The organism is Eubacterium sulci ATCC 35585 (genome assembly GCA_001189495.1).
In the GTDB taxonomy this organism is placed as follows: Bacteria; Bacillota; Clostridia; order Peptostreptococcales; family Anaerovoracaceae; genus Eubacterium_B; species Eubacterium_B sulci.
This window is the reverse complement of record CP012068.1, coordinates 1,474,152-1,499,654: the sequence shown is the minus strand read 5'-3', so window position 1 is coordinate 1,499,654 and position 25,503 is coordinate 1,474,152. Positions and strand designations below refer to the sequence as shown.

Here is a 25,503-nt window from a genome sequence, read left to right as displayed (position 1 = left end):
AAAGAAAAAACAGTAAACCGATTTGATTTACTGTTTCGTAAGCTGCTATACTATTGTTTCTATTTAATTATTTCATTTCGACAAACTGGAATTTGATTATTAGGAAAATGTATTCATTAGTTCTCCGAAATAACTTGCCTTTCCTGTTGAAAAGTAGTTGTACCATGCTTCTATGGTTTCAGAAGAATATATTTCTAACTTTTCAAAGATATATTTTGCCCAAAGCAACGAACCAGCGGAACTTGCTGTTATTAAATTATCATCAGCTACAGCAGCGACATCTTTATAATATTGCTCTCCATTATAATTCGATGACATACCTGTTAAGAAAAACAAAGCATTACTTGTATGGTATTGTGTGTCTAATATTCCCACATTTGCAAGTCCCAAAGTTGCTCCGCAAATCGCTGCAACCAATACCCCTTTTTCTATTAAGCTTTTGGCTACTTCAAGAATAGCTGTCTGTTCTGTACTGCCCCAAGTATCTGCACCAATCAGCAACAATGCCGCTGCTTGATTTTCGTCTAATTCATCTAATGTAATATCGGGAATCAAAGTCATACCACCAGCAGTTTTTATAGGCTTCCTAGAAGTAGCTACGGTACATAATTCATATTCTTGTTTTGGCAACATTTTTTGTAGTGTAAATCCTTGTAAAAAGTAGCCATTCTCCCAGTCTGCCATCGTATCTAGTAAATACATATATATTTTCTTCATTTCTTACTTGTCTCCTTTAAAATTATTTTTAGTGAATAATTGAAAGGCTTCCTCTGTAATGAAAAATAATATACCATATTTTTCTAAACCTTTTAGAACATATATTTAACATGGCTATCTCCTCGTCAAATTCTAATTTACTTCACTCAATATTTATAATATTATACCACTTTTAAGCCATTTTTTCTATATCTACTTTCTGTGGCACTTGACAGTTACCTATAAAGTTAAAGTACACATCAACTTGTTGTTTTCTATATTTGCCTTGTCTTCCTCCTGTCGCTTCGTAGACTACAACTTTTTCTATATACTCATTTATCATTGGTACTGTAAGTTTTTCAATATCTGTATATTTTTCTATCATCTTTAAGAATTTATCGGTATCAACTTTTCTCTGATGATAGCTTTCTATTTCTTGTTCAAAATACTGTATTTGCTTTTCTAAGTCTTGTTGCTCCATATCATAGGTATTAAATAATCTGTCAAAATGTTTTACAGGAATTTTACCAAGTGCGTGGTCTTCATACAGCTTTGTAATGAGTGTTGTTAGCTCTGCATTTCTTGATGACAGTTTTTCTAACTTTTCTTTATCCTCTTGATACTTTTCTTCTCTTTTTTCGTCGGATAACTTGTTCATCACTTTTAGAAACTCTTGCTTTTCTTCTTTTGCAAAGTCTGTGATTTCTTTGATTGATTTTAGGAGAATTTCATTTACTGTTTTTACTTTGATGTAGTGCATACTGCAAGAGCCTTTTCTGTGTCTGTAATGTTGACATACAAAACAATAATCGCAATCGTACTTCTTTTCTTTATGTTCTGCCGGCTCTCTATAGCTTAGCTTTCCTCCACAGTCGGAACAGATTAAAAGCCCTGTGAATGGGTGTGAGGTTGTACCATACTTTGGACTTCTTCTCACTGTTTTTCTTAACCTTTGGGCGTTATTCCATGTTTCTTCGTCAATGATGGCTTCGTGGGTATTTTTGAAGATAATGAGTTCATTTTCTTTTGCCTTTCTTCTTTTTTTGGTTTTATAGTCTAAACTAATTGTCTTTCCTAATACAGTATGCCCCATATATTCTCTTTTTTCTAAGATATAACCTACTGTGGTCGGTGTCCAAAAATATGGGTCTTCTATTCCTCTTTTCTTTGAGCTATGGTTATTTTCGGGATAATGGGTTTCTGCATAGGCTGATGGGATAAGGACTTTGTCTTTGGTTAGTATATCTGCTATCTGTGTTACTCCATATCCCTCTATTACAAGCCTGTAAATGCGTTTTACGACCTTTGCACTCTCTTTATCGACAAGTAGCTCCTGTTTGTTCTTTGGGTTTCTGTAATAGCCGTATGGTACGCTTGGAGATACTCTTTTCCCCTCTTCCATTCTTGCCCTGAAGATAGATTGTATTTTTCTTGATGTATCTCTTGCATACCATTCGTTCATGATATTTAGAAATGGGGTAAAGTCGCTTTCTGCTTGTTTTTCACTGTCTATTCCGTTATTGATGGCGATAAACCTTACTCCCTTTTCTTTGAAAAGTATTTCGGTGTAAAAACCTACTTTGAGGTAGTCTCTGCCAAACCTACTCATATCTTTTACTATCACAGTAGATACTTTGTTTTCTTCTACTGCTTTTATCATTTTTTGAAATCCCTCTCTATCAAAGGTTGTTCCGCTTACTCCATCATCGGTATAGTGATAGATATTTACAAAGCCGTTTCTTTTGGCATAGCTTTCAAGTAGTTGCTTTTGATTGGTGATGGAATTGCTTTCTCCTTGCATTTCATCATCTCGACTTAAACGCTCATAAAGAGCTGTTTGTCCTGTTCTTTTCGTATTTGACATGAGAATTACCTCCTTTCCAAGTTTTTGTTATTTTCTCTGTCCCTAAAAGGTTAATCCTTTCCGAAAGATAATGATATAGCTTTTGAAAACATAGATTTTTCATATGAAAAAGATGAATTTAAAATGGAAAAATTGAGCTTTTCTATTGCTGAAAAACGGGTGACAGCCTTAGTTGGAGAATCAGGTAGTGGAAAGACTACTATAACCAACTTGCTTTTAAGATTTTATGATGTGCATAAAGGAAAAATTACACTCGGAGGAACTGATATAAGGGATATTCCTTATGATGAGCTTTTAGATCGTATTAGTATTGTCATGCAAAATGTTCAACTGTTTGATAACACGATTGAAGAAAACATTAGGGTAGGTAAAAAAGGAGCAACGAAAGAAGAAATCACCCTCGCTGCAAAGAAAGCAAGGATACATGATTTCATTATGAGTTTACCAAAAGATTATGAAACTGATATTGGAGAAAATGGTGGGATTTTATCAGGTGGACAAAGACAAAGAATATCTATTGCAAGAGCTTTTCTAAAGGATGCACCTATTTTAATTCTTGATGAAATGACAAGTAATGTTGATCCTGTAAATGAATCTTTGATACAAGATGCCATTACAGAACTTGCAAAGAATAGAACTGTACTTGTGGTGGCTCATCATTTAAAAACCATTCAAAAAGCTGACCAAATTCTCGTATTTAAAAAAGGAAATTTACTTGAAAAAGGAAAGCATGGGGAACTTCTTGAGAAAGATGGTTACTACACAAAATTATGGAAAGCTCAGTACGAGGTATAATCATGATTTTGTTAAAAGATGTTTCTTATGAATGGGAAGATGGACGAACGGCTTTAAAAAATATCAATCTTGAAATTAAAAAAGGTGAATTTGTTTTAATTTCAGGGAAAAGTGGAAGTGGTAAAAGCACTCTTGGAAGTGTAATGAATGGTCTTATCCCACATTATTACAAAGGCAAAATGAAAGGAGAAGCCTTTGCGTCAGGAAAAGATATAAGCAAATTATTACTTCATGAAATAGGGCATATTGTAGGAACTGTATTTCAAGATCCAAGAAGTCAGTTTTTCACGACAACTACAGATGAAGAGATAGCTTTTGGTCTTCAAACTATCTGCAAATCAAGAGATGAAATCAAACAGAGAGTAGAAGAAGTATATGTAGAGCTGGATATTGAGGAACTGAAAGGAAAATCTGTTTTTGAATTATCAAGCGGACAGAAACAAAAGATAGCTATTGCAAGCATCTATGCGATGAATCCGAAAGTTTTAATTTTAGATGAACCTTCAGCAAATTTGGATATGAAAGCAACATTTGACCTGTTTTTAATTTTGGAGAAATTAAAGAAAAAAGGAACAACGGTTGTTCTAATTGAACATCGTTTGTACTATGTAAAGTCTTTATTTGACCGTTTTCTTTTGATGAAAGATGGAGAAATTACGAAAGACTTGAGTCGAGAAGAAGTTATCCATCTTGAAGGGGAGTTTTGGGATGCAAATGGACTAAGAACTCTTGAATTAGAAGAATATAGGGTAAGTGAGAAGAAAGATTCTTATCACTTAAATGATGAAAGTATTAGTGGAAAAGGCTTAAAATTTTGTTACCCAAGTGCAACTAAGGTTGGAAATAAGCAAAAACAGTACATCTTAAATCATCTTGATTTCAATATGGAGTGCGGAAAAGCCATTGGTCTTATCGGCTTAAATGGTACCGGGAAAACTACCTTTGCAAGAGTGATTTCAGGACTTGAGAAGGTAAAAGAGGGAACAATATGGGCGAGGGAAGATAAGTCGCTTAATCATAAAGATTTAATGGATATGTCATATTTTGTCTTTCAAGATTCAGACTATCAGTTGTTTTCGGAAAGTGTACTTGATGAAATGCTACTTGGTATTTCAAGTAAAGATAAAAAAGAAAATACTCAAAAGGCAAAGTCTATTTTGAGTGTACTTGGCTTAGACAAATACATTGATAAGCATCCGTTTGCTTTATCAAGAGGAGAAAAACAAAGATTGACAATAGCTTGTGGAATGATGAAACAGGCAAAGATTTTCATCTATGATGAACCAACATCAGGTTGTGATAAAGACTCAATGCTTTCCGTCGCAAAACTGATTGAAGAACAATTGAAAATTGGGACAACAGTTTTGGTAATAAGTCATGATTTTGAGTTTTTAGCAAACACAGTGAGCAAGCTATGGGTAATGGGAGATGGAAAAATAGAAACTGTTTTAGATATGAGTGAAAGTAATAAATTTCTCATATTAGACAAAATGAGAGGAGGTAGAGAGCTTGTCAGATAGAAAAACTGTAGATCCGAGAATAAAACTTACTCTACTTCCAATTGCCTCCTTTACGAGCTTTTTTATAAGCGATACAATTCTACTTTTTGTACTAATTGTTTTTGCCTTTTTTCTATATTTATATAGCGGGATGTGGAAAAGAGCGTTACGCTTTATCTTGTTTTTTGTGCTTTTATACTGCATAGAGTTAGGGCTTGGAAAATTTTGTGAAGCAAGTATTGTATTTGCAATATATATGTTTATTTACTTTGCATCAAGAATGACCTTAATCGCTATGTTTGGTGGATATATAACAAAGACTACAAGTGTAAGTGAAATGCTGGAAGCGTTAAATAGAATGAAAGTACCAAGAAGCATTGGTATACCTTTTAGTGTTTTGCTTAGGTTTGTACCAACTATAAAAATAGAACTCAAGGCATTAAAAGAAAATATGAAGATTCGAGGAATCGTAACAAGCAGATTTTTCCCGTTGCTACATCCAATTAAATATATTGAATATACGCTTGTTCCACTTTTAATGAGAATGATTAAGATTTCAGATGAACTGTCAGCTTCAGCACTCATTAGAGGACTTGATAGTGATGAGAAGAGGGTAACATTAACAGAATTGCGGTTTAGGAAAACAGACTTAATGATTGGACTATTAGGAGCTTTGATGATTGCTCTTGTGATAGTAATACAGAAAATTTATTAGGAGGATTTTTATGAAAAACAAATTGAATGGTCGTGATTTTATTACAATCGGAATCTTTAATGCAATTGGAATTGTCATATACATGGCAGTAGCATTTGCTATGGCAACAACAGTTATTGGAGGATTTATTGCTTCAGGAGTTAGCTTTATGGTGGCTGCTACTGTTTATATTCTTATGGCTGTAAAAGTTAAAAAGAAGGGTGTATTTACAATATCAGGAACGCTTCTTGGTTTAATTGCGTTGTCGGGAGGACATTTACCTCATGCAGTCTTTGCTGTAATCGGTGGAATTATATGTGATTTGATTATAGGAAATTATGAGAGCAAGGGACGAATGATTATTGGGTATGGGACATTTGCATTAGCAGATTTTTTAGGAACAGTAATTCCTGTAATTTTATTCGGGACAGCTTCTTTTGTGGAAAGAGCATCAAAATGGAAAATGAGCGAAGCACAAATAAATGAAGCATTATCTTATTTCAAAGTTTCCTGGGCAGCAGGATTTGGCTTGATAACTTTTGTTCTTGCTTGCATAGGAGCATATGTTGCAACAAGGATACTCAAAAAACATTTTGAAAAAGCAGGAGTGATTTAATCAATCTTTCGTTTGTGATGGCAGATGTCACAAAAGCACGACTGTCGAATAGGGATTTGAGCAAAATTCAAAATGCTTAAATGGGGATTTAAGGCATATTACGCTTTACGTAAACGGGGATTTGATATTTATGATTTTGCCGACAGTTACAGAGAAGAAGAGATTGATACAGAGAGTTACACCATAATTGAACCTGCAATGAATTTCTTTGAGAATTTACAAGTTCCAAAGAGGCTTGCACATTACGTAGAAACAATCTATATGGACGGCGGTAATGATGTGTATATGAATATTATTCCGCAATGGGACGGAGAAGATGAAAGCTTTGATCTAAATGAAATAACCTTAACAGAGCTACAGCAATTTCCAAACCTAAAGGAAGCAACTCTTATGAGCAGCAATTTTGACAAGGTGAAGGATGTTTTTGATGTAGCAAACATAAAAGTGGAATTACTTTAATAAAAATTAGACAAATACTTTAATAAAAATTAGACAAATACTTTAGTAAAAATTAGATAAATACTTTAACAAAAATTGGACAAATACTTTAATAAGCGGTAAAATATATACAAATAATGGGTATGGGAGGAATTCATGAAGGAGTATTTACCTAGGATCGCAGATAAATTGTTAGAAGAACGATTATACGCAAAGGGTGCAGTTTTAATTGAAGGTCCTAAATGGTGTGGAAAGACAACAACAGCGAAACAAATGGCTAAAAGCTTTATATCTATGGATCGTCCTGATATGTCAAAACAATATCAGCAAATGGCAGAGCTTTCTCCCAATACTTTACTTGAGGGAGAAACACCAAGACTAATTGATGAGTGGCAAATAGCACCAAATTTATGGAATGCTGTGCGTTATGAGGTTGATAATAGGGATGAATTTGGTCAATTTATTTTAACAGGTTCAGCTGTACCTAATGAATTTGATGATTCTATGCATACAGGTACAGGAAGGATATCTAGGCTTTTGATGAGACCTTTGAGTTTATATGAATCAAAAGATTCGAACGGTGATATTTCTATCAAAGATTTATTCGAAGGCAAAACCATCTCAGCTATTAATGAAACAAGTCTTGAAGAAATCGCTTTTTTTATTTGTAGAGGTGGATGGCCAAAAGCAATCGGTTTAGATGAAAAGCCAGCTTTATTTCAAGCTATAGATTATTTTGATTCTGTTGTGTCTACTGATATTAGTAGAGTGGATTCTATAAAAAGGGATAAAGAAAGAGCTAAGAGATTACTTAAATCCTATGCAAGACATGTCGGTACGCAAAGTTCTCTAGAAACTATTAGGCAAGATCTGTTAGCGAATCAGTCAGATACATTTAATCAGGTAACACTTTATTCTTACTTAGATGCCTTAAGAAAAATATTTGTTATAGAAGATTCTCCGGCATGGAACCCAAATTTAAGGTCGAAAACATCCATACGAACAACAGATACAAGATACTTTTCGGATCCATCTATTGCAACTGCAGCATTAGGTATAGGCCCTAACGATCTTCTAGATGATTTAAACACTATGGGTTTTTTATTTGAAAACTTATGTGTTCGTGACTTAAGAATTTATGCAGACTATTTAGATGGAACAGTTTATCATTATAGAGATAGGTACGGATTAGAATGTGATGCAGTGATTCATTTAAGAAATGGAGCTTATGGACTTATCGAAATTAAACTTGGTGGCGATAAATTAATTGAAGAAGGTGCTGAAACTTTAAAAGATTTAGCATCTAAAATAGATACAAAAAATATGTCCAAACCGTCATTTATGATGGTGTTGTGTGCAAAAGCACCTTTTGCTTATAAAAGAAATGATGGTGTTTATGTTATACCTATTACGGCTTTAAGGCCGTAATGATTGCTAGATAAGAGACATCTAGGAGATATGCTAGCGCATACACAGTACAGCTGAAGGTTGAATAGGATACAGTAAATAATCACCTAAACTCTTAATAATCGCCTATAAGTTTGCTATAATTAGGCGAAATAAAAATGAGGTAGGCGAATGAGATTTTTTAACTATGAAAACCCAGCAAAAAGTAAGCTGGTTAGGTTGGCATGAAAACAAAGAAGATCCTGTGCCATTTATAAAATATATTCTTAGAACCATATTAGCTGCTTATACTGATTTTTAGGAAAGGCGACAATCGAAAATATGCTTAGGAAGTTGACTGTGGAAGGGTACATTGAAAGGCATGGCAAAGGAAGAGCAACCTTTTATGTAAAAAAGCTAAATAATTAGGTTTTGAAGGTGAAATAATGAGTTTATATGATAAATTATTTAATCAAATAAAGCAACTTTCTACTAATATTACAGAGGAAAATTATTGTGCATACCACGAGCAGGGATATGATATTTTGATTAAAATAAAAGATTTAGGTATTGAGCAAGAGCAGGCATTCAAGCTACTTTTAAAGTATCACAACAGTTTAGAGGATGGCTTGTCTAAAGAGTGGATTGCAGATCTGCTAGATTGTATATGCGGGTGGTGTGGTCCGCACAAATACATTTGGGGAAATAGAGAGAATAGCAACCTTGATTTGCGATAAATTCTAGTTTATTAATTTGAAATTATGAGGAATAATATGGATTTTATACACGATAGAACAAGCAATATACTTTTCAGCCTTCATGATAGTAGGGTGAAAAAAATCAAATATCACAACAAAACTTTGACATTAAAAGTTAATAAAATATATGAATTTGTGGAAGGCGAAGAAAGATCGTACCCAGGTGAAATATGTTTTAAAAAATGTGACATCGACATGTGCGATGTTTTGATATTTAATAAAACTTTGGGTGAAGGTCGTTTTTATGGAAAGGCTATCGAATTACAGCAATTTGTAAATGAGTACGAAGGCTCGGAGTTTGAAATAATCACAGAAGGCTATTTTGGCAACACAACAACATATACAGGCTGGCTTTGGGAAGAGGGTAAACCACCAGTGTCAGCAATTATGTATATTTGGAATAGCGGCGATATGGTGTACCGCGTCGAGAAGTAAATTATAGATTTATAAATTCTTGTATCATACACACAAAAAAATTATATAATGAGTTTAATCGCAACATCAAAGCAAAAATAACCATCTTGATGTAGGGGGGATTTATTTCATGTATATTATAGATTTTTTTAAACGTACGGTGAGGAAATCAAATATTCCAGTATTTATATACTTGGTACTAAATATTCTTGTTATCGCAGTAATACTAAGCATTGTCTTAGAAAATGGAACTATACCGTTTTGGAAGGCCCTGTTAATAGGAATTGTGTTATATCTAGTTTCCTTACTAATCGCATTATCACCAGTCGGAGAGTGGATCTTAAGATTACAGACGGGCTGTAAGAAAATCAAAAGCGATGAGCATAGAGACTTTATAGAACCAATTTTTAGAGAGGTCTATGATAAAGCGAAGAAGCTTGATCCATCGATTTCAGATAAGGTTAAGCTGTACATGAATCATGATGAAGAACCGAATGCATTTGCAACAGGAAGAAAGACCATATGCGTTACGGAGGGGATGCTATATATGCCGGTTGATCAGATTAAGGCGACACTCGGACATGAATTTGGTCATTTGGCACACAAGGATACTGATTTAATTCTAGTTGTAGCTGTCGGAAACCTTATTGTGAGTGCGTTCATCCTAGGATTTAGAATTGCCTTAGAGTTTTTCCATCTATCATTTGCCTTTTTTTCAATTTTTACTGGTGGAGCGAAAGGGGCATTTGCAGCTTTGATGAATACTATTTATCATTTAATGATGACTATAGTTGTAATAGGGTTAACATGGATTTGGACAAAGATTGGCGTTCTGCTTGTTATGAAATCCAGCCGTGCAAATGAATATGAGGCAGATGAGTTTTCATTTAGGCTTGGTTATGGAAATGAATTATGTGCCCTTTTGGAGTCGTTTAGTGGCACTAATGCAAATGGACTTTTTGCAAACTTAGTAAGCAGCCATCCTGATAAGAACGATAGGATTGCAAGGATTCAAGAGCTAATGAAAGCAGGTTATTCATCTTCGATATAAAGTTTACCGATTGATAGAATTTATTAAATACAAATCCAGTTTGAAGAAATAAAACATATAAAGGAGTATGAGTAAATCATGAAAAATATTCTTATCATTATTGATATGCAGAATGGTTTTGCAAGGACCGAACAGATGGTCAAACTTTCCGAACGCATTAAAGTTCTTTTAAAAAGAGATTTGTTTGACTCAGTAATAGCAACTCGATTTCTCAATAATGACAAAAGTATGTTCGAGAAAATGTTTGGCTGGTATAGGTTGAAAGCCGAAGATGAAAGACAGATCATTTCAGGAATAGAGGAATATGTTGATTGTTATGTAGATAAATATATTTACAATTGTGTGACCCCAAGCTTTATTCAGAGGCTGTGCCAGTTAAATGATGGGGAATATCCTAAAAAGGTTTTTATTATAGGAGCAGATACTGATTGCTGCGTTTTAACAATAGCAACTGCTTTGTTTGAAAATAATATAAGACCTATAGTACTAACTAAGTACGTTGATTCAAATGGTGGCTCGGAATCCCATAAAGCTGGATTACTAGTTCTGAAGAGGCTAATAGGTAAAAACCAGTTGGTTGATGTTGACCCAGCTTCAAGGGAAGATTTAGATATTATATAGAATAGAGGGCGCTAATGAACCAAATTATAGATGCTGATAAAAGAGATATCATTTTAGATGGCGACAAAGATGTAATAATCCCACAAAGGTATATTCCTTTTGACTTGGGGTGTAGTATAGATGAGGAATACAAACATAAAATCAAGACATACCTTGAGGAATCGGATTTTAAATTGCTTGAGATTCCAGGTCTTTTAGGCTGTATTTCGACGGATGCTATTTTAAAAGTTGAGATTTCTACTGCATTGAAACTTTACATTTTTTCATATGGAATAGGGGTATTTGTGTTTGAAGATAATTTATATCAGATAGACAATAAATACGCTGTTGGATATTGCGATTACAGGAAACAGGCTCATAAAGAAATATTGGAATTCAAGCATGGAGAAATTTCAGATCAGATAAAAACTATTATATCTGAATTGAGAACAATGGGATGCTCTAAAAAAATACATATTAGACCATCAGCAAGCGAGACTTGGGAAAGCAATGGCCTGTCATATGTAATGACAGTAAGTTACATTTTGAGCAAAGACAATAAAAGAAAAGACTATGGAATATTGATGGAAACAGACAAGAAAAATCTCCATATAATGCTTCAACCTAGCATTGCCCACAAGGAAGATACAATGGCTATGTTAGAACTAGAAGAAAAGGACCAAAATTTTGATCCGTATAATTTTGAAGTTGAAAATAATGATGAACCAAAAAACTGGATAAAATCTGAAGACTGTGCGATTTACGTCAGTTGGGCAGCAGTAGTTGTTTATCTTAAGAATTTTCGTGGGAAATACACGGAAATAATGGAATGCCTAGAGGTGGACTTACAAGCAATGTGGTTCTTTACATATTGTCAGTATCTCAATCTGAGAAAGTGTATGGAAAGTAAAAAGATTACTTCCGCTCAGTTAAAGAAGGAAAAGTATAATTTTCAGAGAAAATACAATGAATTTATAGGCGATAATGATTCCTCTATCTCGGTATATATTTATGAAATTCGTGGCGAGTTAATAAAAACTAGTGGGATAAATCGTGAAAAGGAAAACTATATAGAATATATCAATTATTGCATAGATGAAACAGAAAGCCGTGAAGGGGAGAAACAACGTAAGTATTCCGTTATGAATGAGGTTTTATTATTTATTATCGCATTTGTTCAGATTGCCCCAATGTTGTACTCAGGAATGACAGGTGGGTGCAGTAATTTGAAGATGTGGCCTATTATATCTATGACTTTTTTTGTTATTATAGCGGTTGTTTTTATCATAAAAAAAGACTAATTTTATAAATGATTTGTTTTGTAGGAGAATGTTGATATGAAAGAATGCCTTGTAATTATTGATATTCAAAAAGGGTTTTTAATGGAAGATACATCTTTTATTCCAAGTAAAATAAAGGAATTGCTAGAACATAGAAAATTTGAAAGGGTGGTAGCGACACGTTTTGTTAACACTGAAGATAGCCCACATTACATTTTTACTAATTGGAAGAAAATGATGGATAAAGACTCACAAAAATTGGATCCATTTATCAAACAGGTAGCAGAACGGGTTTTTGATAAGAATATTAACACCTGTTTTACCGATGATTTTTTGAGATATCTAGAGAATGAACATATAGAAAAATTGTGTTTTGTCGGAATTGATACCGACTGCTGTGTGATGAAATCTGCCTTTGATAGTTTCGATAGAAAAATTCCTTTTGAAGTTCTTACTGAATATTGTGCAAGCACTGGCGGAATAGCAATGCATGATGCAGCATGTCAAATAATGAGAAGATCATTAGGTGAAAACTCAGTAAAGTAAAAAATTGTATAAGACGGTCTTTAATTAAATTAGTTTTTGTAATACGGGGAGTTGCAGGAGAATGTATACAGGGAAAATAAGCATAGAAAACAAAATAATTGATAGTGAACATTATTTCAAAATAGTTTATTGTCCTGAGATAAAGGAATATATGCTATGCGTTTATGTTGCTTGGATTGCCGGATATGACAGGTACTATAAAATCGATGAAGGCGATCTCTCGCTTTACGAAACAGACCGGGATGAGTTTTACGCAAAGTATGAAAAAGAAATCAATGCGAAAATAACAGAACGAGTGATGGGTTCAGCTGCATTAAGAGATTATGATCCTAACTATTTGCCGGATGAAGTACTCAAGACATTGGATGGGTATCCTCCATTTGATGGATATGTTTATAAAGATGGAATACTTTATGCGAGAGTAAAGATAGGAGATACATTTTTCATTATTCCGCCGATTAAGGGTGAAAAGCTTTGATTGATTATATATAAAAATGAATTAACAAGTATTAGAGGGGTTTGAAATTGAATTCGATCCTCTTTTTTATTTCACTGAGCGTTTACTGTCAGGGAGATATATTTATGTAGATGTCGAGACACTAAATATTTAATTGGGGAACAAATATTGCTAAATAAGCTATAAGAAATTCCCTACATGTTATTGAACTTTGGGGAACAAAATGGTATAGTTACAATAGGAAATGTTCCCCAAGGAGTGAAATAATGGCTATAAAATATAATGAAATACAAGAATTGCTTAGAAGTCGTGCTGATCTTCATGCCAGATTAAATTTGATGCCTTATGATGGCACCCCTGAAATTAAAGAACGTGGTGATGGAAAGTATCTTTATATAAGAAAGCGTGTAGCAGGTAAGCTGGCATCAACTTATGTAGGAGTATATACCGAAGAACTTTATAATCTACTTCTTCGCAATGCTAGAGAAACCCGTGAAATAAAAAAGCAACTTAGACATATAGAAAAGCAACTGGCTGCAGCTGGATATTCAGATGATGAACTGCCTGCTGATGTAATAAATAATATAGCGTTTGCAAGAGTGAATATGAAGAATAATATCTACGACCAGGCTGTGCTAGAGGGGGTAGCCACATCTTTTCCCCAAACAGAAGAAATTATAGATAATGGAAAAGTTAGTGGGATGACTGCAACTGATGTACAGAAAATCTTAAATTTAAAGCATGCATGGGAGTTTATTTTAGATAAAGATGTAATAGCAAGCAAATCGGATTATTATATGCTTAGCTATATTGCAAGACTTGTTAACGAAGGATTTTTTGCAGAAGGGGGTCGAATCAGAGGTGTTCCTGTGACAATAGGTGGATCATCATATATCCCACCAATACCTAATGAGATAGATATTAAAGACGAAATAACAGAAATCATTGATGATGATGCGGATGCAATTGATATCGCAATTAAGTTATGTCTTTATTGCATGAAGACGCAAATTTTCCTTGATGGAAATAAGAGAGCATCTGTTATTTTTGCTAATCACTATTTAATATCTCATGGAGGAGGATTTTTAGTTATTCCAGAAAAAGAAGTTCCGGAATTTAAAAATTTGCTGGTAAAGTATTATGAGGGAGAGGATATATCCATTATTTCTGATTTTATGAAAAAGAATTGTTGGAAAACTATGTAGTTATAAAGATGGAATACTTTAGGCAAGAATAAAGACAGGAAATACATTTTTCATTATCCCGCCGATTAAGGGTGAAAAGCTTTGATTGATTACTGAGGATATTGAGCTGCTAAAGAAAAATTATGAGGGAATAGGCATTATGGCAATAGATGGAGTGAAAATTATAGATAGCGATACAGCTTGCGACATTTATAATTACGTTACAGAAAGTTATAAGGACGGACTAAGTTCAGATAAAATCATAGAGAAAATTTTGGCGGATGAAAAGGATTATTGCATAGATGATTTTTATTCCGAGATTTATTGGACGGCGCTTGCATATTCTCTATGGAAGATAGGGCATTTACCGGGTGACATAAAAAAGAAAGCCTTGGAAATCATAGAAAAAGGAGCAAATGAACTCTGGCTTGAAATAGATGAAAAGGCATTAAAGCAAAGACAAAAGAACCTGGATAAATTAGCCATACAACTAGAAACCGAAAATCCTAAGCCAATCAAGGTACCAAAGTCAAAGATTATAAGAAAACCGTACTTTAAAACAGGGGATGTACTTGCGATAAAATTTGATGATGAGTATGGCGTTGGCTTTGTATCTTCAGTAGATGAAGGTCCGAGAAGATTAGAATATAATTTGGCTTGCACTCGTTTACTGCAAAAAGAAAAACCAAGCATTGACGATTTCCTAAGCAGCAAAATTGCTTGTGGCAAGCAGGACACATCCTATTGCCTTAAGACGGATTGTTGGTTTAACCATAAAGATTTAGGGCAGCTCATAGATAGATTTGAGAAAATAGGGCGAGTGGAATTGGAAGATTATGTTTTAGGAACTCTCACTCCTGCTTCAACACTGGATGACATATATAATCAAATTACTCTTAACAAAAAGACTTGGAACCTCAAATTCAAAGATACGCGTGAACTCATAAAAGCTTTTGAGACTGATGAAAGGACCGTAGTTAATGACAAATAAACCTACATACATACTCTTTGATGATGTACTTAGAGATCATAGCTTAAGAAGATACTTTGATATATGCATCAAAGATATACAAGAAGGAAAGGCCCACAAGTCGCGCACGAGAGCAAAAGCAGGCTATCCTTCATGGCCGTGCTTTAGAGTAGAAGGCAAAGAAATTCTAGTATCAGCGATTCTCGAATACTACCTATATGACCTTCATTGCAATGGTTTTGTAAGCAAGAGTGCAGAGGAATTTACGGACAAGATGAGAACCCTATGCGGCTGGCAATGGGATGTTGAAAGAGTGCTTAGAAAGTGGATAGAGAGAGTCGTAATAAACCCATTTTTCTATGATGAAAGCGACAGTGAATATGAGCATAAGTGGGTGCTAAAGCCAGAGGAACCAGGATATACTTTGTCTGAGGAACAACTCAAATTTGCATGTTTTATCGCGGTGTGTTTCACTAAATATGGAGCAAGCTTTGATAAGAGTTTTACTAAAGAAATCTTTGATTTAGTCACGACACTTGGAAGTAAATTCCCTGTACAGATAAAGAAAAACGGCAGTGGAGCTTTGCCCAAAGAAATCGCAGAATGCAAGACAAAGGAATTTTCTTGCACTGCTAATGACGCTTTTGCCACAATAAAAATATCGGTAAAAAATGAATCTGAGGAAAGCTATAGTAAAATCCTAGATTACCTTTGCAATTTGCTGGAGTTTGGATTTTCGCATAGCTATTCTATAGAATTCAAAGGGCAAAATAAGATATACCTTCCTATCAAAAAGCTACCTAAGAAAGGTGTAAACCAGCTCTTCGCTAACGCTATTCTTTACCCTAAGCTCCATGATAAAATTGAACGATACGCAAAGCTAGCGATGAAAGAGTTTGAGTGGTACCTGAACCTTGATGGCGAATACTCCGCGATGCCGGGAAGCTTTGCAGTATTTGCATTAGGACTGCATGATGAGAAATATCACAAGCTTGCATGCGATTATTTATCCCTTTGTGACGGGGAACACCAAAGCATTCAGGGTGAATTTGTTCTTGCCTACATAGAAAAATTCGGATTCACGGAAAAGGGCCTTGAACTGTACAAGCTATGTAAGGCGAACATACAGGAGCTTCCAAAGAAACTGATAGCACTATATAATAAATTAGGAGCTCAGAAGTAAGGTGAAAAGTTTGCTAAATGACGATAATGTAATTGGATGTTTATATGCTCCACTAGCGATGATTCTTTTGCTAGGAATTATGATTTATTTTCATAGGAAAAAATCATTTAAATATGTATATGTGTTTAACATATTCCTATATCTAATAGCAATAGTTACATATTTCATCATAATAGCTCAGCCGATTGGGCTGGGATATGAAAGCCCGATAATTACGGCTGTCAAGTTTATTTGGCTGATATCAATATTTGGTGCCTATGTATTATCAATATCGTCGATAGGTGTTTTTGTTGTTGAACAGGCGCAGAGGCATATGTGGGCTAAGGTTATTCTGGGACTTGTTGGAGTAGCAGCAGTTATCGGTGTCATAGTTGCTGCAGGATACGCTGTATTGATTATCAAAGTGATAGGTACTTTCTAATATAGTTTAGAGGTTATTATGGAACAAATTTATGAAGCAATTGAATTGTTTTTAGCAAATCCACAAAATGTAGAGCAGTTTTATGAAAGTCAGGCACTTATAGAGATTGATTGGCGTGAATATGATGAGGATATTGTAAAATATTTTAATAAGGCAATAGGCAATACGATTTCTGTCCGTAGGGAGGACAATAAAAAGCCGTATGGGGATGATATAATTTTAATCTATAAGGATAAAAGCATGATAATCCCATATCAAGAAAAGATGGATAGAGATACAACGATAAAATCGATAAATGAATTAATCAAAGATGATTTTTCGATTCGCCTGCTTGTCGACAGTGCTGAAGATGATACTCTCTCATTTTGCGTTCTGCCAAATGAGCAATGGGAGATGTTAGAAAAGAAATTTGGGAAAAATAAATTAAACAGGTACTTTATCAAAGTTACACCTAAGATTAAAATGTTTGATTTGCAGTATGACGTGGTGGAATATTCAAGGCTCAAAAGGATGAATCCGGGCGCATCGTTTTTTAATATAGTTTCATATCTTGAGATAGAAAAGAGAGAGAAAAACTTAACTGAGCAAAGACATAAGGGAGAAATAGAGCTGAAAGTGTATTTGCAACAAAAGAAGGAAATAAGCTCTGAAAAAGAGAAGTTTATTTCAGAATATGGTTTAAAATTACCTGAAACGAAGTCGGTATAGATCAATATAAATTTCAATGAAATGTTTTAGTAAATATCCGAAGGAGCTTAGCTTATGAATACCATCACAAAAGAGATAATATTAGAGAGACTTAATCGTTTTAAGAACAGAGTCGACGAATTGGGTGGAACTACAAGCAAAATAATTTGTAAAGAAGTTGCAACAGAAAAAGAAATACTGGAACTTGAAAAGGAATTAGGAAATAAGCTACCAGAAGACTTCAGGTGGGTACTTCTTAATGTATCGTCGCATTTAGAATTTTTCTGGAATCTCTATCGTGAAGACGAAGAACTTTTAGAGTTGCCAAAAGAGTTAGTAGAAATTTTTTCGGGCAATTTGTACTTCGGAATTGATACTATCCTTAGCTGTGAAGAAAGCAGAAAGGGATGGATCGAGATTTGTTATCCTGATTACAATAATCCATATGACAAAATCTTTCATAATAAATTAGCTTTCCAAAAAGTAAGTAATGGCGATTTATTTGCTATTGATTTGGAAGAAGAAAGCCACGGAAAAATCGTGTATTTAAGCCATGACGGAAGCGATATGCATGGCTATGTAATGGCAAACACATTCCAAGAGTTTTTGGATGAATACACCAAAATCGGGTGCGTAGGTGGTGAGGATTGGCAGTGGGAAGCTTTTACAAACAATCGTGCAACGCCAATAGATGGTAGCTGCGAAAATGCAAAGAAATGGCTTGAAATAATGTTTAAATGTAACTAAACTTAGGGGATAGGTAAAATTATGATTACAGGTGTTGATTACATCTTATATACTGATAAAAGTCAGGATGCTCTTATAGAAAAAATAAAAGAAACTATCCCATTTTGGGAAAATCCATACTTCGTTATTGATAATGAAGATGAAACAACAGATGTTTATATTTCCCGAGATGAGGAGATGTTTCAGCTAATGGACGAAAAAGGCTTTTATGCAGATGAACTTTCTGGAGAAGGTCCATTTTTACTAATAATTAATAAGCAATATTCATCAAAGCTAAATAGGATAACGCTAGTGCTAGCCGAAGAAGTTGATGAATCCAAATTTTCCAAGCAAGTATGGGGCTGGATCAAATCTATTTTGTAGAAAGCATAACAAACCAATATAATATTATATATAGAGCGAAATTAGGTAAGGAAATGAATGGAAAAGATTTTGTAAAACTGTGTTTTGAAGAAAAAGAAAATAGTTTAAAACAATACTTTGATGACAGCTACAAAACAGATGTTGGAAAAAGAATAAATACACTGATAGAGAGTGGAGCAAACAAAGAAGAACTGTACGAACTCATTAACCTGATCTTGAAGGAAACTTATTATACTATACTCATTGCTTTAGATGGGGAAGCATCATTAGGAGGAAAGCAGCTTAGCTATGAACTACTTAATCAGGACGGGAATGTTATCAACCAATGTGGAGAGATTGAAGCAGAAGCATATAGGTATTTTATGGAAGAATAGATTCTATAATTACGAGTTTTGAGGTGAAAATGATTGCTGAATGGATAGAGAGAAAAAAGCGAAAACATAATTGCAAAGTGCATTTTGGAAGTGACAGCATCAGAATGAAAGACTGCATAGTTGCCCCCGTTCATATGATTTCAGATGAGATTTATGATAATCAGGAGCTTGATTTTTATGTTGAAACCAAATACGATGTCTATCTTCTTCGCATTATAAATAAGGAAGATAGCCGAGGGATTATCTGCCCTGCAAAACGCGATGGAATTATATATATCATAAGTAATTTGCCGGTTAGCAGGGGAAATATTACCATGCAGGTTAAAAGAGCGTTAAACAGTGTAGAAAAATACGGGTTTCCGAATTTGAAGAATCCTAAATTTGAGGTTGAATTTGATATCGAGTGAGATGTGTTAAGTAAAAGCAATGATTTGAAATATTGCTACTTACTGTTTTTTCTTGTTGTAATATTTAAGTGATTAATTGGATTAGAATAAAAAGATACGGAGGAAAGCTATGGGTACATGGAGTGCAAGCATTTTTGGTAACGATACATCTCTTGACACCAAAGATGAATTTTTTGAAAGGTATAATCAGGGAGAAGAGCCTGAGGATATAAAGAAAGACCTGCTTTTAGATATAGATGATGAAGATAGATTTAACGTGATGTTTGCTCTTGCGCAATGTATGTGGGAAGTAGGACAACTAGATGAATCGTTTTTATCTGATATAGAGAAGGTCATAGAGAGCAAAGAGGATTTGGCTGTTCTTGAAGAACTTGGTGCTGATAAGTCGTTCATTAAGCAGAGAACTGCACACTTAGAGAAATTCCTTAAGAAAATCAGCGTCAAAAAAGAAAAGCCGAAAAAGAGGGTTGCTCCACCAATTCCTGTGGAAAGTAAATACAGAAATGGTGCGGTAATGGTGTTTCAATACGAGGATGGAAGGTATGGGGCATTAATCGCTGTAGATAGCAAATTTTACGACAAGGAAACATTCTATTCCTATGTGCAAACAGATATTAAAATGTCAGGAAAGCCTACAATTAACGATGTACGAAAGGCGAGAATTATAGACCCAAGCTTTCATAGTAAGGAATACAATTCATTTCGTGATCCAGCCTACTATTATTCTTTTGTGTACTGCATTTCGGGCTATTTAAAGAGTACGGGAACAAAAAAATTCGAAAAGTACAACGATTCTTTTTTTGAAATTATCGGATATTTATCCGATTGGGGTGATTGCTGCAGCGGAACCTTTGATTGTTTCGATTATTATAGACAAAAGACGAGTGACGAATTTAAAATAACTGCCCAAGAAGAGCTCACCAAAAGGTTTAACACTAACGTACGCACAAAGATGACAGTCGACAAAATTGATAAGGAATTTAGATGTAGAATATAAACCAAAACCAAAAAGACTGTGAGATAAATCAAATCTCACAGTCTTTTGTCTTATTCTAAATTTTAAAAGGAAGTCTAGCTAAATGCAATTAGTTAAATCTTTTGTATCTATATATAGCAAGTCCTAGTGTTGCAAATGATGTAAAGAAAAGAACTAGGCTTGCTGCTGAGGTTCCGTCATATGTATTAGGTGATAAGTGAGCCTTTGCAGCTGTTTTGGCTGGTGCTGACGGATTTGTTGGGCCAGCAGGATTTGCTGGATTTACTATAGTATTTGGTGAAGTAACCTTAACCTTAGTCGTTACAGATATTGTTTTTCCATCTGCTAGTGTATAAGTGTAGGTAACATGGTAAGTACCAGCAACAGCAGTATTTACATCTGATGTGACAGTTAAATCAGTATAAGCAATTGGGCTATTGTCTATTGGATTTACTGCAGAAATCAGATTCTGTTCAGCGTCAAAATTATCACCAACATTTAGGCTTACCTCTTCAGGTGCCTCTAGAACTTTGATAATCTGTGCGTAGAAATTCATGTTGTAGTCTGAAACACGCACTGGATTTCCATCTGCATCTTTAAGATTAACTGAACCATTATTATAGTAAGCATATATTGGCAAAAGTGTATTGTTAGATCTAACTAGAGTTGTATATCCATCATTATGGATAGCATTAAATATATCAAGTGTTGAAATCGAGTAAGCAGAGTTGCTAGTCAATACTCCGTCGGCAGGAGAATTCTCATAAGTGCTTAGTACCTGCATTAGGAAGTTATTGAACTTAGTGTTGCTAGATGTTGCATTAGGCATTAGGTCCTGAACCTTATTTTCAGCAACTGTGTATGAGCCATCACTGTTTCTATAAGTAGCTAAAATCTTAGTGTCGAGAACCGAAGAAACTAATTCGTTTCGGGTGATTCCTTTAAGAATGATTGTAGCAGTTTTGTAAACTCCGCCAGATGTGTTTCCAAATTGGAAGGAATATGTATCCTTAGCACCCTGTTTTGGTGTAACTTTTAGAGGAACATTATATTTAACCACTTCATTTGGCTGAAGATTTCCTGAAACATTGATTCGAACGAGGTCATTCCAGCCATAGCCAGCTGGAAGTCCACTAGCTAGGACGCTAGCGCGAGTAACGGTTGTTGAGCCACTTGCGGCGTTATTAAACTGATACTCAATGTTTAAATCAGATCTTGTAGATGCATCAAATACATCATTACCCTGAACTCTTGCAGCATCGACTGACCATTCATCTGGATAGTTTGTTGCTGTAGGAACTCTTCCATTGTTATCTAATCTAAGCGAAACATTTGCTGCGCTAGTAGCAGAATTTGTGTTTGTAATATTAGCATGAAGCACGATATCTGTCGAATTAACATCTATTAGATCTCCTGCATTAGCTACAGTACTATATATGTAAGTGGAAGCAGGGATGGTTCCATAAGGCTGGTCTGTTGCCTTGCTAGAATTGCTTGTAACACCATTAAGGTTCGCACTTATATACCCATCTATGTTGATGCCGCCACTAGTCTGTGATGTTTGGCCAGACTGATTTAGCTCGTTTTGATAGATTGGTTTGATTGTCTGCGATGTAGCTTGAACTGTTATACTTGAAGCAAACATAGCTAGTAAAAGACTGCATGTCGTTAGACAAGCCAAGAATTTTTTCTTCATAATCCCCTCCTGTAGATAATACTGCAACACAACATTGCAGAATAAGATATATTGAATATTTATAGCTTAATTATTATACTCAAATAAATAGCATTTTAAAACTAAAATTGGTAGGTCAATAGGTTATTTTTTTTAATGATATATATAAATTAATGTTATAATAGTGGTTACTTTTGATGTAAGCTTGTGGTAAACTATAGCTAATTCGTAGGATTAGAGTTGATAATTTAAGGAGAAAATCAAATGAAGAAAATAGTTTTGTGTATGCTATCACTGCTAATGGTACTTACAGTAGTAGGATGTAAGCAGGATGAGAAGACAGATGAAACCACAAATGTTAAGCCAAACAAAGAAGTAGAGAAAGAGGACGAAGGAACAAAAAGCGAAGTGACCGCTGATAACTTCATGTCTTTCCCAGAGACAAAGGCAAAGAGCTTCAAGTATAAGATAACCAACAGTTCAAAAGGAGAAGGTTGCATTATCGAAAAATGCACTTCTAAAGACAATGTAATTAGAGTACCAGATAAGATTGAAGGAAAGCCGGTAATCGCGATTGATAAATTTGCACTATCAAAGTTAGATAATTGTGAAGCAGTTATACTACCAGATACTGTTCAGTGGATAGATGAGGGTGCAATCAGTGGCAATGAAAATCTAAAATACCTATACCTTGGCAAGGGACTAAAGGATGTAGGTATTAAGGCTTTGTCAGATAATCGAGTTCTAGAATCAGTTGAATTTCCAGATGGCGTAGAGAGATTAGGCTCAGAAGTTTTAACACAATGCTATGCGATAAAGAAGGTAGTTATTCCTGCAAGCGTTACTGATGTTACAACTTCATTCATGGATTCACTTCCAAAAACTTCAGGAGTTGAAATCTATGCACCTAAGGGTTCAGAAGCTGAAAAAGCAGCACTTAATGCTAATCTTAAGGTTGTAAACTAGAGAGAATAATGAGAAGATGATGAAGGCGTGGGTTATATTAAGAAGCCCGCGCCTATTTATTTTAGAAACGGAAAGCGTCATAAGATATAAGATAAAGAGAAATATAAACTCGCAATCTGTTCATTTTTGCAGAAAATATATGTTATAATTATGTACCAAATAGTGTATAATGCACAAATGCAAATATGAGAGGGAAAATCATATGAATCCATTTTTACTTGTAGCATTAAAGCTTTTAACCGGCTTCTTTGCAATGGTTATAATCATAAATATATCAGGCAAAGGAAACCTAGCCCCAACCTCTGCGAGCGATCAAGCCGTAAATTTTGTACTAGGTGGAATCATAGGTGGTGTACTTTACAATAACAATGTTAAGATACTTACATTTGTTGCGATACTCTGTATCTGGTGTGCTCTTGTACTAGCCCTAAAATGGGTGAAGAAGCATAATGTAACGGCAAAGCATATTATAGATGGTAAGGCACTAATTATCATAGATGACGGCGAAATAGATGTAGATAACTGCAGAAAGTTAGGACTATCAGCTCACGACGTAGCGTTTAAGCTTCGTACAAATGGCATCAATTCATCAAAGAATGTAAAGAGAGCCGTAATCGAACAAAACGGACAGCTAATTGTAATACAGGAAGGAGAAGAAAATCCTAAGTTCCCAGTTATAACAGATGGGCAGGTACATTCAGACATACTCGAAATGATTGGTAAGAATGAAGAGTGGCTTATCGAAGAGCTGAAAAAGCAGGGCGTAGATAAACAGAGTAAGGTATTCCTAGGAGAATATGTGGATAATACCTTGATATTAACGACATATAAATAGAGGTTTCGATGGTATATATACTTTCAATTAAACTAGCTATGCTGTTTTTTCCGGCTTTGGCATTTGTGATTACACTTCCGTACATGATTGCAAATTATCGCAAATATGGTTCGGTGAATAAGCTGAGAACATTAATTGTATACTCTTTTGCTTTATATTTACTGACAGTTTACCTACTAGTAATTCTGCCATTGCCTAATCGAGAGAGCATACATTCAAGATATACGGACATGTTAAACCTTGTTCCATTTGCCTTTGTCATAGACTTTATCAAAAGTAGTCCGTTTGCATTATCAAATCCAGCAAGCTGGATTATGGCGCTTAAGCATCCCTCATTTTATGTGCCGGCATTTAATGTTTTAATGCTAATTCCATTTGGAATTTACATGCGCTACTACTTCAAATGTAGCTTTAAGAAGACCATGCTTTTAACAGCTCTTCTTAGCCTATTCTTTGAATTAACACAGCTATCGGGACTATATTTCATATACTCAGGGCCATATAGACTAGGTGATATAGACGACATAATTCAGAATACGACGGGTGGATGCCTTGGATATCTAATCGGATGGTTTGCAGTAAAGATCCTTCCTTCAAGAGATAGAATCGATGAGAAATCCCTAGAGCTAGGGACACGCGTTTCAGGAATCAGAGTTTTACTTTCGCTTATAATAGATATTTTGATTGTATTTATACCATATTCTCTATCAAAGACAGAGATTCCTTTGTGGCCATTTATTGGCGGATATTTTGCCTTGATTCCACTGCTAAATGGAAAAACTTTTGGCAGTGCATTGCTTAGGTTTAAGATAGAATTTGATAATTTCAAGTGGCTACGTACGATTATAAGAGGAGTATTACTAACTGCATATTTTATATTAATTCCTCAAGGTCTACTATATCTTACAAATGAGTTTAATAAGCATGCAGATGATTTGCTATATTTGTGTCTACTTGTAATTACCTTACTTATTCTACTACTATATGCATTGATTACAATTGCATGCGTGTTGCTTAGTAAGCGTTTAATATTTGACCGCCTAGTAGGTACTAAATACAGAAGCACAATAAAAATTGATAATTAGTATACTCAAGTACAGCCCGCCAAAAGAGGTGGCGGATAAGAAAATGGAGGTAGAAATGTTATTTGTATATTATCCAAGATGTTCAACATGCCAGAAGGCCAAGAAATGGCTAGATGAAAATAATCTCAAATACACAGAGCGTCACATCGTAGAAGATAACCCAACTTATGAAGATCTAAAGGATTGGTATTCTAGAAGTGGATTGCCACTAAAGAAGTTCTTCAACACTAGCGGACTTCTATATAAGGACATGAAGCTCAAGGATAAGCTTCCGGGAATGTCTGAAGATGAGCAGCTAAAGCTACTTGCGACAAATGGAATGCTAGTTAAGCGTCCAGTTCTTGTAAACGGTGACACTGTTCTACTAGGATTTAAGGAAGCAGAGTGGGCAGAGAAGCTGAAGTAATAGAATATAGACCTTAATTGTTGAATTATCCCTTAAAATATGGCATATTTTAAGGGATAAAATATTTATAAATCAAAATATTAGAGAACTTCTCCCTTGTTCATTTAACTTAATCGAAATAAATGGAGAA

General features: G+C 34.7%; 28 protein-coding genes and 2 pseudogenes. 27 read left to right on the top strand and 3 right to left on the bottom strand.

The features are described 5' to 3' along the window. Window positions 1-99: 99 nt before the first annotated feature. Together ADJ67_06960 and ADJ67_06955 are read right to left on the bottom strand one after the other, a co-directional pair. On the bottom strand, window positions 100-717 hold the full coding sequence (locus ADJ67_06960; protein AKT47395.1) for a glutamine amidotransferase: 618 nt from the start codon (window positions 715-717) through the stop codon (window positions 100-102). Window positions 718-889: 172 nt separating this feature from the next. Continuing rightward, entirely contained in the window at window positions 890-2,560 is a 1,671-nt protein-coding gene (locus ADJ67_06955; GenBank protein ID AKT47394.1) for a recombinase, read from the bottom strand. Window positions 2,561-2,620: 60 nt separating this feature from the next. On the opposite strand from ADJ67_06955, the pseudogene ADJ67_06950 reads away from it, so the two are divergent. The 23 genes and pseudogenes from ADJ67_06950 to ADJ67_06840 all read left to right on the top strand — a co-directional run bounded on the left by ADJ67_06950 (window position 2,621) and on the right by ADJ67_06840 (window position 20,427). Next, a pseudogene (locus tag ADJ67_06950) lies at window positions 2,621-3,355 on the top strand (ABC transporter). Between the two features lie 2 nt (window positions 3,356-3,357). Beyond that, window positions 3,358-4,875: an ABC transporter gene (locus ADJ67_06945; protein ID AKT47393.1), complete on the top strand. Its 1,518-nt coding sequence runs from the start codon at window positions 3,358-3,360 to the stop codon at window positions 4,873-4,875. Beyond that, entirely contained in the window at window positions 4,865-5,569 is a 705-nt protein-coding gene (locus tag ADJ67_06940; GenBank protein ID AKT47392.1) for a cobalt transporter, read from the top strand. The genes ADJ67_06945 and ADJ67_06940 overlap by 11 nt, the downstream gene beginning before the upstream one ends. Before the next feature lie 10 nt (window positions 5,570-5,579). Beyond that, a complete protein-coding gene (locus ADJ67_06935) occupies window positions 5,580-6,164 on the top strand; it encodes a hypothetical protein (protein AKT47391.1) in 585 nt (194 codons plus the stop codon). Between the two features lie 105 nt (window positions 6,165-6,269). After that, window positions 6,270-6,623, top strand: a pseudogene (locus ADJ67_06930) (hypothetical protein). 135 nt (window positions 6,624-6,758) lie between these two features. Beyond that, complete coding sequence (locus ADJ67_06925; protein ID AKT47390.1) at window positions 6,759-8,030, top strand: ATPase AAA; 1,272 nt, start codon at window positions 6,759-6,761, stop codon at window positions 8,028-8,030. 404 nt (window positions 8,031-8,434) lie between these two features. Next, complete coding sequence (locus ADJ67_06920; GenBank protein AKT47389.1) at window positions 8,435-8,725, top strand: hypothetical protein; 291 nt, start codon at window positions 8,435-8,437, stop codon at window positions 8,723-8,725. A 36-nt stretch (window positions 8,726-8,761) separates the two neighbouring features. After that, the gene (locus ADJ67_06915) at window positions 8,762-9,181 is read left to right on the top strand and encodes a hypothetical protein (GenBank protein ID AKT47388.1); all 420 of its coding nucleotides are present in this window, start codon (window positions 8,762-8,764) and stop codon (window positions 9,179-9,181) included. A gap of 109 nt (window positions 9,182-9,290) precedes the next feature. Then, window positions 9,291-10,211: a hypothetical protein gene (locus ADJ67_06910; GenBank protein ID AKT47387.1), complete on the top strand. Its 921-nt coding sequence runs from the start codon at window positions 9,291-9,293 to the stop codon at window positions 10,209-10,211. 78 nt (window positions 10,212-10,289) lie between these two features. Further along, the gene (locus ADJ67_06905; GenBank protein ID AKT47386.1) at window positions 10,290-10,832 is read left to right on the top strand and encodes an isochorismatase; all 543 of its coding nucleotides are present in this window, start codon (window positions 10,290-10,292) and stop codon (window positions 10,830-10,832) included. A 14-nt stretch (window positions 10,833-10,846) separates the two neighbouring features. Beyond that, a complete protein-coding gene (locus ADJ67_06900) occupies window positions 10,847-12,112 on the top strand; it encodes a hypothetical protein (GenBank protein AKT47385.1) in 1,266 nt (421 codons plus the stop codon). Window positions 12,113-12,148: 36 nt separating this feature from the next. Further along, window positions 12,149-12,637: a hypothetical protein gene (locus ADJ67_06895; GenBank protein AKT47384.1), complete on the top strand. Its 489-nt coding sequence runs from the start codon at window positions 12,149-12,151 to the stop codon at window positions 12,635-12,637. 61 nt (window positions 12,638-12,698) lie between these two features. After that, a complete protein-coding gene (locus ADJ67_06890) occupies window positions 12,699-13,115 on the top strand; it encodes a hypothetical protein (protein ID AKT47383.1) in 417 nt (138 codons plus the stop codon). Between the two features lie 245 nt (window positions 13,116-13,360). After that, window positions 13,361-14,299, top strand: coding sequence for a Fic/DOC family protein (locus ADJ67_06885; protein AKT47382.1), 939 nt, complete (start codon window positions 13,361-13,363; stop codon window positions 14,297-14,299). 139 nt (window positions 14,300-14,438) lie between these two features. After that, entirely contained in the window at window positions 14,439-15,269 is an 831-nt protein-coding gene (locus ADJ67_06880; protein AKT47709.1) for a hypothetical protein, read from the top strand. A 10-nt stretch (window positions 15,270-15,279) separates the two neighbouring features. After that, window positions 15,280-16,431 carry a hypothetical protein gene (locus ADJ67_06875; protein ID AKT47708.1) on the top strand — a complete coding sequence of 384 codons (1,152 nt, stop codon included), beginning with the start codon at window positions 15,280-15,282 and terminating at the stop codon, window positions 16,429-16,431. Window positions 16,432-16,603: 172 nt separating this feature from the next. After that, the gene (locus ADJ67_06870) at window positions 16,604-16,852 is read left to right on the top strand and encodes a hypothetical protein (GenBank protein ID AKT47707.1); all 249 of its coding nucleotides are present in this window, start codon (window positions 16,604-16,606) and stop codon (window positions 16,850-16,852) included. Window positions 16,853-16,870: 18 nt separating this feature from the next. Continuing rightward, entirely contained in the window at window positions 16,871-17,560 is a 690-nt protein-coding gene (locus tag ADJ67_06865; protein ID AKT47381.1) for a hypothetical protein, read from the top strand. Window positions 17,561-17,614: 54 nt separating this feature from the next. Further along, window positions 17,615-18,286, top strand: a complete 672-nt coding sequence (locus ADJ67_06860; GenBank protein AKT47380.1) for a 1,3-beta-glucan synthase regulator — start codon at window positions 17,615-17,617, stop codon at window positions 18,284-18,286. A gap of 21 nt (window positions 18,287-18,307) precedes the next feature. After that, window positions 18,308-18,649: a hypothetical protein gene (locus tag ADJ67_06855; protein ID AKT47379.1), complete on the top strand. Its 342-nt coding sequence runs from the start codon at window positions 18,308-18,310 to the stop codon at window positions 18,647-18,649. A gap of 53 nt (window positions 18,650-18,702) precedes the next feature. Next, entirely contained in the window at window positions 18,703-19,023 is a 321-nt protein-coding gene (locus ADJ67_06850; protein AKT47706.1) for a hypothetical protein, read from the top strand. A 29-nt stretch (window positions 19,024-19,052) separates the two neighbouring features. After that, window positions 19,053-19,430 carry a hypothetical protein gene (locus tag ADJ67_06845; GenBank protein ID AKT47378.1) on the top strand — a complete coding sequence of 126 codons (378 nt, stop codon included), beginning with the start codon at window positions 19,053-19,055 and terminating at the stop codon, window positions 19,428-19,430. 109 nt (window positions 19,431-19,539) lie between these two features. After that, entirely contained in the window at window positions 19,540-20,427 is an 888-nt protein-coding gene (locus ADJ67_06840) for a hypothetical protein (GenBank protein ID AKT47377.1), read from the top strand. A gap of 88 nt (window positions 20,428-20,515) precedes the next feature. Here ADJ67_06840 and ADJ67_06835 read toward each other — a convergent pair whose 3' ends face one another. Then, a complete protein-coding gene (locus ADJ67_06835) occupies window positions 20,516-22,102 on the bottom strand; it encodes a hypothetical protein (protein ID AKT47376.1) in 1,587 nt (528 codons plus the stop codon). Window positions 22,103-22,654: 552 nt separating this feature from the next. On the opposite strand from ADJ67_06835, the gene ADJ67_06830 reads away from it, so the two are divergent. From ADJ67_06830 to ADJ67_06815, 4 genes are all read left to right on the top strand, one after another. Further along, entirely contained in the window at window positions 22,655-23,047 is a 393-nt protein-coding gene (locus ADJ67_06830) for a hypothetical protein (GenBank protein ID AKT47705.1), read from the top strand. Window positions 23,048-23,249: 202 nt separating this feature from the next. Continuing rightward, window positions 23,250-23,882: a membrane protein gene (locus tag ADJ67_06825; GenBank protein ID AKT47375.1), complete on the top strand. Its 633-nt coding sequence runs from the start codon at window positions 23,250-23,252 to the stop codon at window positions 23,880-23,882. A gap of 8 nt (window positions 23,883-23,890) precedes the next feature. Then, complete coding sequence (locus tag ADJ67_06820) at window positions 23,891-24,967, top strand: teicoplanin resistance protein VanZ (protein ID AKT47374.1); 1,077 nt, start codon at window positions 23,891-23,893, stop codon at window positions 24,965-24,967. Between the two features lie 55 nt (window positions 24,968-25,022). Further along, the gene (locus tag ADJ67_06815; GenBank protein AKT47373.1) at window positions 25,023-25,373 is read left to right on the top strand and encodes an ArsC family transcriptional regulator; all 351 of its coding nucleotides are present in this window, start codon (window positions 25,023-25,025) and stop codon (window positions 25,371-25,373) included. Window positions 25,374-25,503 lie beyond the last annotated feature (130 nt).

Bases quoted from the DNA above. Each gene is read 5' to 3' on its own strand.
- ADJ67_06820 (AKT47374.1), top strand. From the start codon at position 23,891: ATGGTATATATACTTTCAATTAAACTAGCTATGCTGTTTTTTCCGGCT.
- ADJ67_06855 (AKT47379.1), top strand. From the start codon at position 18,308: ATGATTACAGGTGTTGATTACATCTTATATACTGATAAAAGTCAGGAT.
- ADJ67_06915 (AKT47388.1), top strand. From the start codon at position 8,762: ATGGATTTTATACACGATAGAACAAGCAATATACTTTTCAGCCTTCAT.
- ADJ67_06865 (AKT47381.1), top strand. From the start codon at position 16,871: ATGGAACAAATTTATGAAGCAATTGAATTGTTTTTAGCAAATCCACAA.
- ADJ67_06960 (AKT47395.1), bottom strand. From the start codon at position 717: ATGAAGAAAATATATATGTATTTACTAGATACGATGGCAGACTGGGAG.
- ADJ67_06825 (AKT47375.1), top strand. From the start codon at position 23,250: ATGAATCCATTTTTACTTGTAGCATTAAAGCTTTTAACCGGCTTCTTT.
- ADJ67_06905 (AKT47386.1), top strand. From the start codon at position 10,290: ATGAAAAATATTCTTATCATTATTGATATGCAGAATGGTTTTGCAAGG.
- ADJ67_06890 (AKT47383.1), top strand. From the start codon at position 12,699: ATGTATACAGGGAAAATAAGCATAGAAAACAAAATAATTGATAGTGAA.
- ADJ67_06910 (AKT47387.1), top strand. From the start codon at position 9,291: ATGTATATTATAGATTTTTTTAAACGTACGGTGAGGAAATCAAATATT.
- ADJ67_06835 (AKT47376.1), bottom strand. From the start codon at position 22,102: ATGAAGAAAAAATTCTTGGCTTGTCTAACGACATGCAGTCTTTTACTA.
- ADJ67_06925 (AKT47390.1), top strand. From the start codon at position 6,759: ATGAAGGAGTATTTACCTAGGATCGCAGATAAATTGTTAGAAGAACGA.
- ADJ67_06935 (AKT47391.1), top strand. From the start codon at position 5,580: ATGAAAAACAAATTGAATGGTCGTGATTTTATTACAATCGGAATCTTT.
- ADJ67_06900 (AKT47385.1), top strand. From the start codon at position 10,847: ATGAACCAAATTATAGATGCTGATAAAAGAGATATCATTTTAGATGGC.
- ADJ67_06815 (AKT47373.1), top strand. From the start codon at position 25,023: ATGTTATTTGTATATTATCCAAGATGTTCAACATGCCAGAAGGCCAAG.
- ADJ67_06920 (AKT47389.1), top strand. From the start codon at position 8,435: ATGAGTTTATATGATAAATTATTTAATCAAATAAAGCAACTTTCTACT.
- ADJ67_06880 (AKT47709.1), top strand. From the start codon at position 14,439: ATGGCAATAGATGGAGTGAAAATTATAGATAGCGATACAGCTTGCGAC.
- ADJ67_06955 (AKT47394.1), bottom strand. From the start codon at position 2,560: ATGTCAAATACGAAAAGAACAGGACAAACAGCTCTTTATGAGCGTTTA.
- ADJ67_06840 (AKT47377.1), top strand. From the start codon at position 19,540: ATGGGTACATGGAGTGCAAGCATTTTTGGTAACGATACATCTCTTGAC.
- ADJ67_06885 (AKT47382.1), top strand. From the start codon at position 13,361: ATGGCTATAAAATATAATGAAATACAAGAATTGCTTAGAAGTCGTGCT.
- ADJ67_06860 (AKT47380.1), top strand. From the start codon at position 17,615: ATGAATACCATCACAAAAGAGATAATATTAGAGAGACTTAATCGTTTT.
- ADJ67_06895 (AKT47384.1), top strand. From the start codon at position 12,149: ATGAAAGAATGCCTTGTAATTATTGATATTCAAAAAGGGTTTTTAATG.
- ADJ67_06945 (AKT47393.1), top strand. From the start codon at position 3,358: ATGATTTTGTTAAAAGATGTTTCTTATGAATGGGAAGATGGACGAACG.
- ADJ67_06845 (AKT47378.1), top strand. From the start codon at position 19,053: ATGATTGCTGAATGGATAGAGAGAAAAAAGCGAAAACATAATTGCAAA.
- ADJ67_06850 (AKT47706.1), top strand. From the start codon at position 18,703: ATGAATGGAAAAGATTTTGTAAAACTGTGTTTTGAAGAAAAAGAAAAT.